The sequence below is a fragment of the Achromobacter sp. 1011811831 genome (genome assembly GCF_059760905.1).
Genome location: NZ_JCBANG010000119.1, coordinates 1 through 15398 on the forward strand (window position 1 = coordinate 1; position 15398 = coordinate 15398).

The window sequence follows — 15398 nt, forward strand, 5'->3', positions numbered from 1 at the left end:
GCCCTGCTGCGCGGCCAATTCCGCGATGCGCCGCGCCGCGCCCGGCGGATTGGCCGCGCCAAAATTGCTGACGATGGCAATGCCGTGGCGCTGGCAATCGGCCAGCACGGGGCCGACCAGCTCGTCCAGCAGCGGTTCATAGCCACGACGCGGATCCTCGTTGCGCGCCAGTTGCGCCAGCGCCAAGGTGCGTTCGGCCAGCGTTTCGAAGATCAGCGTGCCGCCGCCGCGCGCGGCCAGCGTGCGCACCACGGCGGGCGCGCCGTCGCTGCGGTCGCCGGAGAAGCCGGAGGCGCAGCCGATATGGAGGGGAGAGCGGGGCATGGCGGTCATGGACGGGCACAGGTTGGTGGCCACTATAGGCAGCGGCCAGTCATCCGTAAAATAGAAATATCGGATCAATTCATAGAGAAAAGCCATGAATCTCTCTGCCCGCCAGCTGCGCGCCTTCGTGGCCCTGGCCGACGAGAAGCACTTCACCCGGGCTGCGCAGCGCTGTCACCTGACGCAGCCCGCCTTCAGCGCCCTGATCCGCCAGCTGGAAGACAGCGCCGGCCTGCGCCTGTTCGACCGCGACACGCGCAACGTCGAGCTGACGGCGGAAGGGCGCGTGCTGGAGGCCTCGGCGCGCCGCCTGCTCGCCGACATGGAACTGGCCATGGACGATCTGCGCGACCATGCCGCGCGGCGTCGGGGCCGGGTGACGCTGGCCGCGTTGCCGTCGCTGGCGGCGGGCTGGCTGCCCGGCCTGCTGGCGGGCTTTCGCGACCGGCATTCCGGCATCTTGGTAGACCTGCGCGACGCCTTGCTGGATCCCTGCCTGGACATGGTCCGCAGCGGACAGGCGGATTTCGCGGTGGCCTCGGAACGGCCGGACATGAGCGAGCTGGTCAGCGAATTCCTGTACGCCGACCGCTATTTCCTGGTGTGCCGTGGCGATCACCCGTTGGCCGGCCAGGAACAGGCGCGTTTGCGCGACATCGCGCGCTATCCGCTGATCCAGCTTGCACGCGGCAGCAGCGTGCGCAAGCACCTGGACGCGGCCCTGGGCGCGGCCGCGCCGCCGCCGGTGTTCGAGGTGGAGCATTTGGCCACGGTGACCGGGCTGGTCAGGGCGGGGTTGGGCGTGTCGGTGGTGCCGGCGATGACATTGTTCCATTTCGGCGGCGAGGACTTGCGCATCGTGCCGCTGGCCGGACGCGCGCTGACGCGGCCCCTGCACCTGGTGCGGCGCGAGGGGCGCAGCCTGTCGGTGGCGGCGCAGGGCTTGTATGACCTGCTGCTGGAGCGGCGCGTCGAGCTGGGTGGGCAAGGGCTGGCGGGCACGGGGCCCTGATCGGGCCGGGCACAGGCCGTACATCATGCTGTCATCGGCGTGGGTAACATGACAGGGCCGCGGCATTGCCGCCATCGCTTGCGCGTCGCTTCAGTGGACGCGGGCATCGTGGCGGCAAGCCGAAGCTTTCGCAATATGCTATTGCTGATTAAAATCCGATAGTTCAAACATCTGTACAGACCTTACAAGGATTCCGCCCATGAGCAAGCAAATCATCCATACCGACGCCGCGCCCGCCGCCGTCGGCCCTTACTCGCAAGCGGTCGCCGTCAGCGGCGGCAAGACGGTTTACCTGTCCGGCCAGATCGGCCTGGAGCCCGGCACCGGCGATCTGGTGTCCGAGAACTTCGACGCCCAGGTGCGCCAGGCGTTCGCCAACATGCAGGAAGTCATCAAGGCGGCCGGCGGCACGCTGGACAACGTCGTCAAGCTGACCCTGTTCCTGACCGACCTGGGCAAGTTCGCGGCCGCCAACGCCATCATGGCCGAGATCATTCCGCAGCCTTTTCCGGCGCGCTCCACCATCGGCGTGGCCAGCCTGCCCAAGGGCGCGCAGTTCGAAGTCGAGGCCATCCTGGTCCTGTAAGCACCGCCGGGGCATTTCATTACCGAGGCTCGTTCCTCCATGCCGGCCGCCGCAGCGGCACCCAAGCGCGCGGGCGCTGCCAAGGGCGGCGCCGGCAAACCGCTGACGGATACGGAGCGCAAGCTCCGCAATCTGGGCTTGGTGTCGCCCGAAGACTTCGTGCTGCACCTGCCGCTGCGCTACGAGGATGAAACCCGCGTGGTCCCGGTCGCCTCGTTGCGGCCGGGCTTCTCGGCGCAGGTCGAAGGCGAGATCACCAAGTCCGAGGTGCTGTACCGGCCCAGGCGCCAACTGACCGCCACGCTGGCCGACGACAGCGGCGAACTGCAATTGCGCTGGCTGAATTTCTATCCCAGCCAGCAGAAGCAGGTAGCCGTGGGCAAGCGGCTGCGCGCGCGCGGCGAGGTCCGCGGCGGCCTGTTCGGCCGCGAGATGGTGCATCCGCGCATGGTCAACGCCGATGCGCCGCTGCCCACCGCGCTCACGCCCGTCTATCCCAGCACCGAAGGCCTGCCGCAGCTGACGCTGCGCCGCGCCATCGCGCAGGCGCTGGACCGCGCCGACCTGTCCGACACCCTGCCGCCGGTGGCGCGCGAGCGCTATGCGCTGCCGCTGTTCGAGCCCGCCATCCGCGCGCTGCACACACCCGCTCAGGGCGAGTCGGAACAAGCGTTGCTGGAACGGGTCCACCCTGCCTGGCGGCGCATCAAGTTTGATGAGCTGCTGGCGCAGCAACTGTCGCTGGCCGCTGCCCGGGCCGCGCGGCGCATCAAGGAAGCCGCGCCGCTGCCGCCCAGCGACGCATCGGACGGGCTGGTGGCCCGGCTGTATGAAACCCTGCCGTTCAAGCTGACCGGCGCCCAGGAGCGCGTGGTGCGGGAAATCGCCGCCGACCTGGCGCAGCCGTATCCGATGCATCGTCTGTTGCAGGGCGACGTGGGCAGCGGCAAGACCGTGGTCGCGGCCATCGCGGCGGCCCAGGCCATCGCCGCCGGCGCCCAGGTGGCGCTGATGGCGCCCACCGAAATCCTGGCCGAACAGCATTTCCGCAAGCTCGCCGCGTGGCTGCAGCCGCTGGGCGTGAACATCGCCTGGATGACGGGCAGCCTGACGGCCAAGGCGCGGCGCGAGGCTGCTGCCGCCGTGGCCGAGGGCAGCGTGCAACTGGTGGTCGGCACGCAGGCGCTGATCCAGGACCATGTCGAGTTCCATCGGCTGGGCCTGTCCATCGTCGACGAGCAGCATCGCTTCGGCGTCGGCCAGCGCCTGGCGCTGACCAAAAAGGGCGAGACCGTGCGCGGCCGCATCGTGCCGCACCAGCTCAACATGAGCGCCACGCCCATCCCGCGCACACTGGCCATGACGTTCTTCGCCGACCTCGACGTGTCTGTCATCGACGAGCTGCCGCCTGGCCGCACGCCGGTGGTGACCAAGCTGGTCTCGGACGCGCGCCGCGAGGAGGTCATCGCGCACATCGCCCAGGCGGCGCGCGCCGGCCGGCAGGCCTACTGGGTCTGCCCGCTGGTCGAGGAAAGCGAGGCGCTGGAATTGCAGACCGCCGTCGATACCTACGAAGGCATGCAGGCCGATCTGCCCGACCTGCGCATAGGCCTGGTGCACGGCCGCTTGCCGCAGGCCGAGAAGGCGGCGGTGATGCAGGCGTTCCGCGAAGGCGAGGTCGACCTGCTGGTGGCCACGACCGTGATCGAAGTGGGCGTGGACGTGCCCAATGCGTCGATGATGGTGATCGAGCACGCCGAGCGCTTCGGCCTGGCTCAGCTGCACCAGCTGCGCGGACGGGTAGGGCGGGGCACTGCCGAATCGGTCTGCGTGTTGCTCTATCAGACGCCGCTGTCGCAGATCGCGCGCGAGCGCCTGCGCGCCATGTTCGAGACGTCCGACGGCTTCGAGATCGCCCGGCGCGACCTGGAGCAGCGCGGCCCCGGAGAATTCCTGGGCACGCGGCAGTCCGGCATGGCGCTGCTGCGCTTCGCCGACCTGGAGACCGACGCGGCCATCGCCGAGGACGCGCGCGACGCGGCGGTCTGGCTGCGGGCCGAGCATCCCGACGCGGTCCAGGCGCACCTGGCGCGCTGGATGCGCGGCCGCGAGGACTTCCTGCGCACCTAGATGAACCACCCTAAACTTTCCGCCGACGGCCTGCTGGCCGCCGCATAACCGGGGGGCGTATGACTCTCACCGAACTCAAGTACATCGTGGCCGTGGCGCGGGAGCGCCATTTCGGCCGGGCGGCAGAGGCCTGTTTCGTCAGCCAGCCCACGCTTTCCGTCGCCATCCGCAAGCTCGAGGACGAGCTGGGAGTGACCCTGTTCGAACGCGGCGGCGCCGAGGTCGGCGTCACGCCGATCGGGCAGCGCATCGTGGCGCAGGCGCAGAAGGTGCTGGAGGAAAGCGCCAGCATCAAGGAGATCGCGCGCCAGGGCCACGATCCGCTGGCCGGGCCGCTACGCGTGGGCGTGATCCATACCATCGGTCCCTACCTGTTGCCGCGCCTCGTGCCCGAGCAGATCCGCCGCACGCCGCAGATGCCGCTGCTGCTGCAGGAGAACTTCACCGTGCGCCTGGTCGAGTTGCTGCGCCAGGGCGAGATCGATTGCGCCATCATGGCCTTACCCTTGCCGGAGGCAGGCCTGGTCATGCAGCCGCTCTACGATGAACCCTTCGTGGTGGCGGTGCCCAACGACCACGAACTGGCGAAGCAGGCCGCTGTCGACGCGCAGGACCTGAAGCAGCAGACCATGCTGCTGCTGGGCAGTGGCCACTGCTTCCGCGACCAGGTGCTGGAGGTCTGTCCAGAGCTGTCGCGCTTTTCCGCCGCCAGCGACGGCATCCAGCGTACCTTCGAGGGCTCGTCGCTGGAAACGATCCGCCACATGGTCGCGGCGGGCATCGGTGTCACGGTGCTGCCGGTGACCGCGGTGCCGGAGCAGCCTCCCTCGAACAGCCTGCTGCGCTACCTGCCGTTCGAAGGCCAGGTGCCGGAACGCCGCGTGGTGCTGGCCTGGCGCCGCAGCTTTCCGCGACTCGCGGCGATCGAGGCGCTGGCGCAGGCCGTCTATGAATGCGGGCTGCCGGGCGTGCAGATGCTGGCCGGCGAGATCACCGCAGAACAGGATTAGCCCACCCCCGAGCGCTCGCGCGCTCCCGAGCCTGTCGCAACGGCAGTGTTATCCTTGTTTAGTCCATTCAACAGGAGTCATCGATGGCCAAGTCCTCCAAGAAGACCACCAGCGTTCCGCGCATCAACATCGGCATTTCCGACAAGGACCGCGCCGCGGTTGCGGGAGAGCTGTCCAAGCTGCTGGCGGATTCGTACACGCTGTACCTGATGACGCACAACTTCCACTGGAACGTCACGGGGCCGATGTTCAACACGCTGCACCTGATGTTCATGACGCAGTACACCGAGGAATGGAACGCGCTGGACAGCATCGCCGAGCGCATCCGCGCGCTGGGCCACTACGCGCCGGGCACGTACCGCGAGTACGCCAAGCTGTCGTCGATCGCCGAGCCGGACTCGGTGCCGGAAGCGCTGGAAATGGTGCGCCTGCTGGTCAGCGCCAACGAGTCGGTCGCCAAGACCGCGCGCGCCGCCTTCGAGAAGGCAGATGCCGCCAATGACCAACCCACGGCCGACCTGCTGACGCAGCGCCTGGACGTGCATGAGAAGAATGCCTGGATGCTGCGCAGCCTGCTGCAGTGATCCATCGCGAGCCGCGATAGCGCGGCCGATCAACCCCGCCACGCACCTTCGCGTCGCGGGGTTTTTTTTGGGGCAGCCCCAATGGAAACGTCCGTCAGGGGCGGAAAGCGCGTATCGGCGAGCGCCGCGTGGAGATGCTCAGCCCTGGTGCGATAGCGGCCGCACGGGTACCGGCGAGATGCGCTCGGGCGGCGGCGAGACCCGCCAGGAAGAGCGCCGGCGCAGCGCGCCCAGCAGCTTCAGGCCCTGTGGCCAATCGCCCAGCCCGCTGTCGGCGTTGATGTGGCCGGCGCCAGACACGATCACCAGGCGGCTGCCCCAGTGCTCGGCGAACAGGCGCGCGCGTTCCAGGCGGCAATAGGGATCGTTGTCGCTGGCCACCACCACGCTCTGGAAGGGCAGCGACGTCCGGGGAATCGGCGCGAAGCCGCGCAGACAGTCAGGGACGTCGGCGCGTTCCACGTCGGCCGGTGCCACCAGCAGGGCGCCCGCCACCTTGGCGCGCAGCGGCACCGGCAGCGCGGCACAGGCCAGGCAGCCGAGGCTGTGCGCGATCAGCAGCACGGGACTGCGGGCCTTGTCCACTTCGGCCGCCACCGTGGCGGTCCAGTCGGCGCAGGACGGGCGTTCCCAGTCCCGCTGCTGTACCCGGATCGCGTGCGGCAAGGCGTCCGCCCAGCGGGATTGCCAGTGTTCGGGTCCGGAGTTTTTCCATCCGGGGACGATGATCGGTTGGAGTCTCATGGCGGCCATGATGCCGCGCCGGCTTAGTAACGCAAACGAATAAATCCTCTTTTGCATATATCCCTGACTGCATAAAGGAAATGCGGGAAAGTGATGCGTCCCGTCAAGTTTTTCGCATAAAAAAAGGCGGGCCGGAGCCCACAATGACAGTGATCTTTCAGTGTATGCTTTGCCGTGCAAACGCATAGCAGCCGGGCGGAATTCACTAATAATTCCGGCCTTCGCCCGGTGAAAACCAACGATTACATGCCAATAGAGGAGTCCACTCATGAAGACAGCATTCCGTCTGACCCCGGTCATCGCCGCCTTGGGTGTTGCCGCAGGGTTGACGTTCGCAGCGGGCGCGCAAGCCCAGACGATCAAGATCGGCGTGGTCGGCCCGACCACCGGCCCGGTCACCCAGTACGGCGACATGGTCCGCGAAGGCGTTGACACGGCCGTCGAGCGCATCAACGCCGCCGGCGGCGTCAATGGCAAGAAGCTGGAAACCGTCGTCATCGACGACGGCTGCGAACCCAAGCAGGGTCCGGTGGCCGCCAACCGCGTGGTCAACAGCAAGATCGGTTTCGTGGTTGGCCACGTCTGCTCGGGCGCGACCATCGCCGCCGCCGACGTCTACAACAACGAAGGCGTGGTCATGGTGACCCCCTCGGCCACCTCGCCGGCGCTGACCGACGGCAAGAACTACGAGTTCATCTTCCGCACCATCGGCCGCGACGACCAGCAAGGCCCGGCCGCCGCCAAGTTCGTCCTGGAAAAACTCAAGCCGAAGAAGGTCGCCGTGCTGCATGACAAGCAGTCCTATGGCCAGGGCATCGCCACCGCGGTCAAGAACGACCTCGAGAAGGGCGGCATCCCGGTCGCGATCTTCGAAGGCATCAACGCCGGCGACAGCGACTACTCCGCCGTCATCACCAAGCTCAAGAGCGGCGGCGTGGACTTCGTCTACTACGGCGGCTACCACCCCGAAATGGGCCTGCTGCTGCGCCAGGCGGCCGAACAGGGCGTGAAGGCCAAGTGGATGGGTCCGGAAGGCACGGGCAATCCGGACATCAACGCCATCGCCGGCGACGCCGTCGAGGGCATGCTGCTGACGCTGCCGGCCGACTTCAGCCAGAGCGCGGCCAATGCCGAGATCGTGAAGGCCTTCCAGGCCAAGAAGCGCAATGCCGCGGGCGCCTTCCAGATGACCGCCTACACCGCCACCCTGGCCATCGCCGACGGCATCAAGGGCGCCGGCAGCGAGGATCCGGCCAAGGTCGCCAAGTTCCTGCACGCCAACACGCTCGACACCCCGATCGGCAAGATCTCCTGGAACAAGCAGGGCGACCTGACGAACTTCCAGTTCGACGTGTTCACCTGGCACAAGGACGGTTCCAAGACCGTCTACAAGTAAACCGGCGCATGCCGGAACCTTCCCCGGACCCGCTGCGCGCGGGCTCGGGGACAGGCTCGCGACGGGCCGGAAGCCTAGCTTTCCGGTCCGTTTTTTATTGGGCGGCCAGGCGGAACGTCGCTCCTGCCCGAGGGCCGCGCGCCCTCGCGGACGGGGTGCCGAAACCGCCGATCTGCCTCGGTCCGTCCGGACTCGGGAACCGGGCCGGGGCGCGACGGTCGAACGCCGATTCCCGACTTTTGCGTAGAATGCGGCGCAATTGAACTCTTTTTTTGTGGACATCATGACCAAGGCCCTGCTAGTCGAAGACGATCCCAAGCTGTCGCGCCTGATCGCCCAGTTCCTGGAGCAACACGGGTTCAATGTGGCGCAGGCCTATCGCGGCGACCACGCGGTCGAGGCGTTCCGCAGGCACGATCCGGCCATCACCATCCTGGACCTGATGCTGCCGGGCCGCGACGGCCTGCAGGTGTGCCGCGATCTGCGCGCGTTCTCTTCCGCGCCCATCCTGATGCTGACCGCGCGCGAGGACGACCTGGACCAGATCCTGGGCCTGGAGTCGGGCGCGGACGATTACGTCATCAAGCCGGTCGAGCCGCGCGTGCTGCTGGCGCGCATCCGCGCGCTGCTGCGCCGGCACAGCCAGCTGGACGAACCGCCGGAGCGCCTGGAATTCGGCCCGCTGGTCATCGACCGGCGCACCCGCGCCGTGGTGCACGCGGGCGTGGAGGTCGACCTGACCACCATGGAATTCGAGATGCTGTGGGCGCTGGCCAGCCAGGCCGGGCAGGTGCTGACCCGCGACGACCTGCTCAACGCCGTGCACGGCATCGAGTTCAATGGCCTGGACCGCAGCGTCGACGTCTGCGTCAGCAAGCTGCGCCGCAAGCTGGACGACGACCCGCGCGACCCGGCGCGCATCAAGACCGTGTGGGGCAAGGGCTATCTGTTCTCGCCCAAGGCACACGAGGGCGAGGATGCTTAAGTTCGTCCTGCGGCTCTTCGTGGTGCTAGCGGTGGGCTTCGTGATCTCCAACGAGATCGTGGACCGTTCCGCCAATTACCTGTTCGAGCCGGTCAGCGATGCCTACACGCGCGAATCCGTGCGCGGCCAGATCCACAGTCTGGTGCAGGAACTGTCCCGCATCGAGCCGGCTTCCCGGCAGACACATATCGACGACCAGCTCGCGCCGTACTACGGCCTGGGCCTCAGGGTGGTGAACGCGCGCGACTACAACGCCAGCGACAAGGAACGCCAGGCCATCCGCGCGGGTGATTTCTTCATTCGCGACAAGATGCAGACCTTCGTGGCCGGCATCCCCGGCGCGGGTGGCCAGTGGCTGGAGCTCAAGCTGCCGCCCGAACCGTCGATCGGGCCCTGGGTAATCGCGGCGGTCTATTCCGCGCTGGGCTTGCTGCTGTGCGCGTTCATGCTGGTGTGGGCGCTGCCCATCTGGCGCGACCTGGAGGCGCTCAAGACGGCGGCGCAACGCATGGGGCAGGGCGATCTGCAGGCCCGGGCCCGGCTGTCGCGCCATTCCAGCATCGGCAACCTGGGTGAGACCTTCAACCAGATGTCCGAGCGCATCGGCGCCCTGATCAGCAACCAGCGCGAACTGACCAACGCCGTCTCGCACGAGCTGCGCACGCCCATCGCGCGCCTGTCGTTCGAGCTGGACATGATGGGCCGCGAGCGGGACGAGGCCGCGCGCGGTCGCCTGATCGAGGAAATGAAGAACGACGTGGCCGAGCTGGACAGCATGGCTTCCGAGCTGCTGATGTATGCGCGGCTGGAGCACAGCGACGGCGTGACGCTGGAGGCGCAGGATGCGCGCGGCTGGCTGGACTCCGTGGTCCAGCATGCCGGTTTCGAGGCTGGCCAGCGCGGCGTGCGCTGCGAGGTGGCGCTATGCCAGGTGGCGCAGGTGCACCTGAACCAGCGCTACATGACCCGGGCGCTGCTGAACCTGCTGCAGAACGCCATCCGTTACGCCGGCGGCAATATCCGGGTGAGCCTGGTCTCGCCCGCGCCGCGCGAATATGTGCTCATGGTGGACGATGACGGTCCCGGCATTCCGCTGGCGGATCGCGAGCGCATCTTCGAGCCGTTCATCCGGCTGGACGAAAGCCGCGATCGCGGCACAGGCGGCACCGGCCTGGGGCTGGCGATCGTCAGCCGGGTGGCGCGCTGGCATAACGGCACGGCCGAGGTGGTGGACAGCCCCCTGGGCGGGGCCCGTTTCATCATCAGCTGGAAGGCAGCCTGAGTGCTGCTCCGCTGCCCGGAAGGCCGCTCTGGACGGGCGTCTTCAATAAACTTCACAAACATCCTGTCCAATCTTTACAAACTCCATACAAAGCAGGAAAGAACGGAGTTTGACCCATCGACAGCATGACGGCAGTTGTCATCAGAGGCTTTGCCGCACGTCATGTTTCCGTTTGCCCGTACCCTCGTCCTAGGCGCATCGCTGGCTTTTGCCGGCGGTTGCCAGGGCGTGCCGCCGGCCAAGCCGCCGGCCATATCCAAGGGCGACTATCACGCGGTGGTGAGCTATCTCACCAAGCGTATTTCCCATGACCTGAGCGCGCTGGACGTGCCCGGGCTGTCGATCGCGCTGGTCGATGACCAGAAGCTGGTCTGGAGCGCCGGGTTCGGCTACGCGGACGAGGCGCGCCATCGCAACGCGTCCAGCGACACGCTGTACCGCGTTGGCGCGATTTCCAAACTGGTGACGGCGGCGGGCGTCATGCGCGCCGCCGACGACGGGCGCCTGGCGCTGGACATGCCCGCGGCGCAGGCGCTGCCGCAGTGGGAGATCCAGCCGCGCCGCGCGGCCATGCAATGGCTGGGCGCGCATCCGGTCACCGCGCGCAGCCTGCTGACGCTGCGGCCGGATACGCCCGAAGACACCATGGGCAGGACGCGTTCCGACATGGGCTACGCCTTGCTGGGCGACATGGTGGCGCACGCGACCGAAGAGCCGTTCGACACCTACATGCGCCGCGCGATCCTGCGCCCGCTCAACATTTCCCGCGCCGGCTATCAGGCCGATGAACGCATGCTGGACCTGCGCGCCGCCGGCTATCGGCGCGGCAAGCCCTGGTCCGAATCGCCGCTGGACAACGCGGCCGCCGAGGGCCTTTGGATGAGCTCGTCGGAGATGGCGCGCTTCAGCAGCATGCTGTTCGCCGAAGGCCGCTACCGCGATACGCGGGTGCTCAAGGCCGAGTCGGCGCAGGCGATCCTGAACCTCGAAACCGTGGCCGATGGCATCAGCCTGCCGTGTCGGTTGGCCCTGTCCTGGCTGGCCGCGCCCTGTGGCGAAGACGGCGTCGCGGGCGACGCGATGCGCTCGCACAGCGGCGCCACCGAAGCCTTTCATTCCCGCTATGTACTGGCCCCGCGCGACAAGCTCGCCGTGCTGGTCATGAGCAATGCCGACACGGCCGAGCCGCTGGTGGCGTCGGTGTCGGCGCTGGCCATGACGCTGATGCGCCAGGCCAAGTACGGCGACGACGTCCGCTAGATTTGACGCCGCGTGCCGCGCGGCGGATGTAAGCAGTACCTCCTCAACCTCGTTTCCCTGGAAGCTCTATGAAGCGATCTACCCTGATAGTCCTCGAGCCGCGCCGCGTGGCCGCCGCATGCACCCTGGCCCTGCTGCCTGTCATTTCGATGGCGGCCGAGGATGGCGCCGGCAACGCTTCCGGCAAGCGCGGCGCCACGTCGCGCGAACTGGAGGTCGCCAGGGGTGGCGCCACCGGCATGGTGCAGGACCAGTGGTCTTTCTACGGCACGGTGGGCGGCGCCTACGTGCCGCGTTACAGCGGCAGCGACGAGAGCGTCGCCGTGCCCGTGTTCGGCTTCGGCGTGCGCAGTCCCTACGGCATCTTCCTGAACACCGACCATGGCCTGGGTTGGGAAACCAACACGATGGGCAGCACGTTCCGCATCTATGTCGGTCCCAGCGCCTCGCGCAAGGACCACAAGAAGGGCCTGGAAGGCTCGAATGCGCTGCGCGGCATGGGCGACATCAAGAGCCGCGCGCAGGTTGGCTTCGACGCCGAGACCGACGTCGGCCCCGTGACGCTGTCCGCCTCGGTGCAACACGCGTTCAAGAAGGGCGACGACCGCGACACCGGCAGCGCCTACACCCTGTTCAACCTGGGCGCCAGCGCCAAGGTCTATGACGGTCCGGCCGGCAAGATTGGCCTGTCGCTGAACAGCACCTTCGGCGACGGCAACTATATGCGCACCTGGTACGGCGTCAGCGGCCGCCAGTCGGCCAAGTCCGGCTATCGCAAGTACGAGGCCGAAGGCGGCCTGGAGAGCGTCGCGCTGGGCGCGGTGTGGTCGTATCCGCTCAGCAAGTCCTGGACGCTGACGGCCGCCGCCGAGGCGCGCCGCCTGTTCGGCGACGCCAAGGACAGCCCGATCGTCAAGGAACGCAATCAGTACTCCGTCGGCACGATGGTCACGTACACGTATTGATGGAAGAGGGCGGGCGGATCCGCCCGCCGGATGCAAAACGGGCGCCGCATGCGGCGCCCGTTGTTGTTTCGGCGGAGTCCGGGATCAGAGACCCTGGACGCGGCGGCCGGTGTCGGTTTCGAACCAGTGCAGCGGATGACGGCCGTCCGGACCGACGTTGACGCGGTCGCCGACCTTGGCGGGTGATTCCGACAGCTGGCGAGTGGTGCAGCGTACGACCAGCGTGGTCTTGCCGACGCGGCAGTGGACCAGCTGCTCGGAGCCCAGCGTTTCAACCATCTCGACTTCGCAGGGCACGCCCTGCGTGTTGAGCAGCATGTGCTCGGGACGCATGCCCATGATGACCTTGCGGCCGCGGACCTGGGACGGCACCTGCAACGGCGAGATCTCCAGCGGCTGGCCGTCGGCGGTCTGCACCGTGCCGTCGCCGGCCACGCTCACTTCCATCAGGTTCATCGGCGGCGAGCCGATGAAGCCGGCCACGAAAGTGGAGGCGGGCTTTTCGAACACTTCCATCGGCGTGCCGATCTGTTCCGGCACGCCCTGGTACATGACGATCATGCGGTGCGCCAGCGTCATGGCCTCGACCTGGTCGTGGGTCACGTACAGGCTGGTGGTGCCCAGGCGGCGGTGCAGCTTCATGATTTCAAGGCGCATCGCCACGCGCAGCTTGGCATCCAGGTTCGACAGCGGCTCGTCGAACAGGAAGACCTTGGGCTCGCGCACGATGGCGCGGCCCATGGCCACGCGCTGGCGCTGGCCGCCGGACAAGGCGCGCGGGCGGCGGTCCAGCAGATGGCCGAGTTCGAGGATCTGCGCGGCGGCGTCGACGCGCTTCTTGATCTCTTCCTTCGAGAACTTGCGGATCTTCAAGCCGTAGGCCATGTTCTCGAACACGGTCATGTGTGGATAGAGCGCGTAGTTCTGGAACACCATCGCGATATCGCGTTCGGCGGGTTCCAGGTGGTTGACGACCTGGTCGTCGATCAGGATTTCGCCGCTGGTCACGGATTCCAGGCCGGCGACCATGCGCATCAGCGTGGACTTGCCGCAGCCGGACGGGCCGACGATGACGATGAACTCGCCATCCTTGACGTCCATGTCGATGCCGTGGATCACGGGCACGTTGCCGGCGTAGGTTTTCTTGACTTTGCGGAAGCTGAGAGTAGCCATGAGTTAATTCGTGTTATCTGAGTCGTGTTCGGGCGGGCGTGGTACGCAAACGCAATGGGCAAGCGTCACTTTTCAGTGTCGACCAGACCCTTGACGAACCATTTCTGCATCAGGATGACCACCAGCGCGGGCGGGATCATGGCCAGCATGGCGGTGGCCATGGTGATGTTCCATTCGGTCACGCTGTCGCCGCCGCTGATCATGCGCTTGATGCCGATCACGACGGGGTACATGTCTTCCTGGGTGGTGACCAGCAGCGGCCACAGGTACTGGTTCCAGCCATAGATGAACTGGATCACGAACAGGGCGGCGATGCTGGTCTTGGACAGCGGCAGCAGCACGTCGCGGAAGAAGCGCACGGGGCCGGCGCCGTCGATGCGGGCGGCCTCGATCAGCTCGTCCGGCACGGTCAGGAAGAACTGGCGGAACAGGAAGGTGGCGGTGGCCGAGGCGATCAGCGGCAGCGTCAGGCCGGCGTAGCTGTTGAGCAGGCCCAGGTCGGCGACCACCTTGTAGGTCGGCGCGATCCGCACTTCCACGGGCAGCATCAGCGTGACGAAGATCATCCAGAAGAAGAACATGCGGCCGGGGAAGCGGAAGTAGACCACCGCGAAGGCCGACAGCAGCGAGATCGCGATCTTGCCGATGGAGATCGCCAGCGCCATGATCAGGCTGACGTACATCATGCGGCCCACCGGCGCGCCGGCGGAGCCGCCGGACGAACCGCCGAACAGCGCCTGCATGTAGTTGTCGACGAAGTGCTTGCCGGGAATGAGCGACATCGGCGCCGACGCCACTTCCTGCGCGGTCTGGGTGGACGCGACGAAAGTGACGTAGAGCGGAAATGCCACCATCGCCACGCCGCAGAGCAGGATGACGTGGGCCAGAATATCCAGCCAGGGACGGCGTTCAACCATTGTTAGTAGCCTCGGACAAAATCAATACTGCACTTTGCGGTCGACGTAGCGGAACTGCACGACCGTCAAGGCAATCACAATGAACATCAGCACCACGGACTGGGCCGCGGACGAACCCAGGTCCAGGCCGCGGAAGCCGTCGCTGTACACCTTGTAGACCAGGATCGAGGTCGAGGTGCCGGGGCCGCCCTGCGTGGTGGTGTCCACCACGGCGAAGGTGTCGAAGAATGCATAGATGATGTTGACCACCAGCAGGAAGAACGTGGTGGGCGACAGCAGCGGGAAGACGATGCTCCAGAAGCGCCGCGAGGGCGAGGCGCCGTCGATGGCGGCGGCTTCGATCAGCGAGCGCGGGATCGATTGCAGGCCGGCCAGGAAGAACAGGAAGTTGTACGACACCTGTTTCCACACGGCCGCGATCAGCACCAGCATCATGGCCTGGTTGCCGTTCAGGCGCGGGTTCCAGTTGACGCCGGAGTGGTTCAGCGCGACGGCCAGGATGCCGACCGAGGGCGAGAACATGAACAGCCACAGCACGCCGACCACGGCCGGCGCGACGGCGTAGGGCCAGATCAGCAGGGTCTTGTAGAGGCCGGCGCCGCGGATCACGCGGTCTGCCATGACGGCAAGCAGCAGCGACACGCCCAGGCCGACCACGGCCACCAGCACCGAGAACACGGCGGTGACGCGGAACGAGTCCAGGTAGGCTTGCTGCTTGAACAATTCGACGAAGTTGTCGATGCCGACGAACTCGGACGACAGGCCGAAGGCGTCTTCGAGCCGCATGGACTGCCACATGGCTTGTCCGGCGGGCAGGAAGAAGAAGACCACTGTGATGACGATCTGCGGCAGCAGCAGCAGATAGGGCAGGGTCTTATGCCCGAATACAACGCGTTTTTCCATAGGGGGAACCCAAGGGTACAGAAAAGCGGCGATGGAAGATCGCCGCCGGAAGAACTTCGTGCCTGAAAGCACGATAGGCTCAAAGCCCCAAAATGACCAGGGCTTCAAGCCTGTGCAACTATAGACG

15 protein-coding genes are annotated in these 15398 nt (G+C 66.8%); 10 read left to right on the forward strand and 5 right to left on the reverse strand.

The window, feature by feature from the left end:
- Positions 1-324, reverse strand: a 324-nt coding sequence (locus AC6LJ9_RS27925; protein WP_498150076.1) for an acyclic terpene utilization AtuA family protein, incomplete at its 3' end; no start/stop codon positions are given.
- 94 nt (positions 325-418) lie between these two features.
- Here AC6LJ9_RS27925 and AC6LJ9_RS27930 point away from each other — a divergent pair.
- The 5 genes from AC6LJ9_RS27930 to AC6LJ9_RS27950 all read left to right on the forward strand — a co-directional run bounded on the left by AC6LJ9_RS27930 (position 419) and on the right by AC6LJ9_RS27950 (position 5646).
- Positions 419-1336: a LysR family transcriptional regulator gene (locus tag AC6LJ9_RS27930; RefSeq protein WP_498150077.1), complete on the forward strand. Its 918-nt coding sequence runs from the start codon at positions 419-421 to the stop codon at positions 1334-1336.
- Positions 1337-1535: 199 nt separating this feature from the next.
- Entirely contained in the window at positions 1536-1922 is a 387-nt protein-coding gene (locus AC6LJ9_RS27935) for a Rid family detoxifying hydrolase (protein WP_103274503.1), read from the forward strand.
- Between the two features lie 39 nt (positions 1923-1961).
- A complete protein-coding gene (gene recG / locus AC6LJ9_RS27940; protein ID WP_498150078.1) occupies positions 1962-4052 on the forward strand; it encodes an ATP-dependent DNA helicase RecG in 2091 nt (696 codons plus the stop codon).
- 59 nt (positions 4053-4111) lie between these two features.
- The gene (locus AC6LJ9_RS27945; protein ID WP_212317931.1) at positions 4112-5062 is read left to right on the forward strand and encodes a LysR substrate-binding domain-containing protein; all 951 of its coding nucleotides are present in this window, start codon (positions 4112-4114) and stop codon (positions 5060-5062) included.
- Between the two features lie 83 nt (positions 5063-5145).
- Positions 5146-5646 (forward strand): Dps family protein, encoded by a 501-nt coding sequence (locus AC6LJ9_RS27950; RefSeq protein WP_103274500.1) that lies wholly within the window; start codon positions 5146-5148, stop codon positions 5644-5646.
- A 138-nt stretch (positions 5647-5784) separates the two neighbouring features.
- On the opposite strand, the gene AC6LJ9_RS27955 is transcribed toward AC6LJ9_RS27950, so the two are convergent.
- The gene (locus tag AC6LJ9_RS27955) at positions 5785-6390 is read right to left on the reverse strand and encodes an RBBP9/YdeN family alpha/beta hydrolase (RefSeq protein ID WP_498150079.1); all 606 of its coding nucleotides are present in this window, start codon (positions 6388-6390) and stop codon (positions 5785-5787) included.
- A gap of 268 nt (positions 6391-6658) precedes the next feature.
- On the opposite strand from AC6LJ9_RS27955, the gene AC6LJ9_RS27960 reads away from it, so the two are divergent.
- The 5 genes from AC6LJ9_RS27960 (at position 6659) to AC6LJ9_RS27980 (ending at position 12278) form a co-directional block, all read left to right on the forward strand.
- A complete protein-coding gene (locus AC6LJ9_RS27960) occupies positions 6659-7786 on the forward strand; it encodes a branched-chain amino acid ABC transporter substrate-binding protein (RefSeq protein WP_212317934.1) in 1128 nt (375 codons plus the stop codon).
- A 283-nt stretch (positions 7787-8069) separates the two neighbouring features.
- Complete coding sequence (locus AC6LJ9_RS27965) at positions 8070-8771, forward strand: response regulator (protein WP_498150080.1); 702 nt, start codon at positions 8070-8072, stop codon at positions 8769-8771.
- Complete coding sequence (locus AC6LJ9_RS27970) at positions 8764-10053, forward strand: ATP-binding protein (RefSeq protein WP_498150081.1); 1290 nt, start codon at positions 8764-8766, stop codon at positions 10051-10053. Before AC6LJ9_RS27965 ends, AC6LJ9_RS27970 begins: the two co-directional genes overlap by 8 nt.
- A 162-nt stretch (positions 10054-10215) precedes the next feature.
- On the forward strand, positions 10216-11313 hold the full coding sequence (locus AC6LJ9_RS27975) for a serine hydrolase domain-containing protein (protein ID WP_498150082.1): 1098 nt from the start codon (positions 10216-10218) through the stop codon (positions 11311-11313).
- 68 nt (positions 11314-11381) lie between these two features.
- Positions 11382-12278: a MipA/OmpV family protein gene (locus AC6LJ9_RS27980; RefSeq protein ID WP_498150083.1), complete on the forward strand. Its 897-nt coding sequence runs from the start codon at positions 11382-11384 to the stop codon at positions 12276-12278.
- An 84-nt stretch (positions 12279-12362) separates the two neighbouring features.
- On the opposite strand, the gene AC6LJ9_RS27985 is transcribed toward AC6LJ9_RS27980, so the two are convergent.
- From AC6LJ9_RS27985 to ugpA, 3 genes are all read right to left on the reverse strand, one after another.
- Entirely contained in the window at positions 12363-13451 is a 1089-nt protein-coding gene (locus tag AC6LJ9_RS27985; protein WP_212317944.1) for a sn-glycerol-3-phosphate import ATP-binding protein UgpC, read from the reverse strand.
- A 65-nt stretch (positions 13452-13516) separates the two neighbouring features.
- Complete coding sequence (gene ugpE / locus AC6LJ9_RS27990; RefSeq protein ID WP_498150084.1) at positions 13517-14368, reverse strand: sn-glycerol-3-phosphate ABC transporter permease UgpE; 852 nt, start codon at positions 14366-14368, stop codon at positions 13517-13519.
- 21 nt (positions 14369-14389) lie between these two features.
- A complete protein-coding gene (gene ugpA / locus AC6LJ9_RS27995) occupies positions 14390-15271 on the reverse strand; it encodes a sn-glycerol-3-phosphate ABC transporter permease UgpA (protein ID WP_498150085.1) in 882 nt (293 codons plus the stop codon).
- Positions 15272-15398 lie beyond the last annotated feature (127 nt).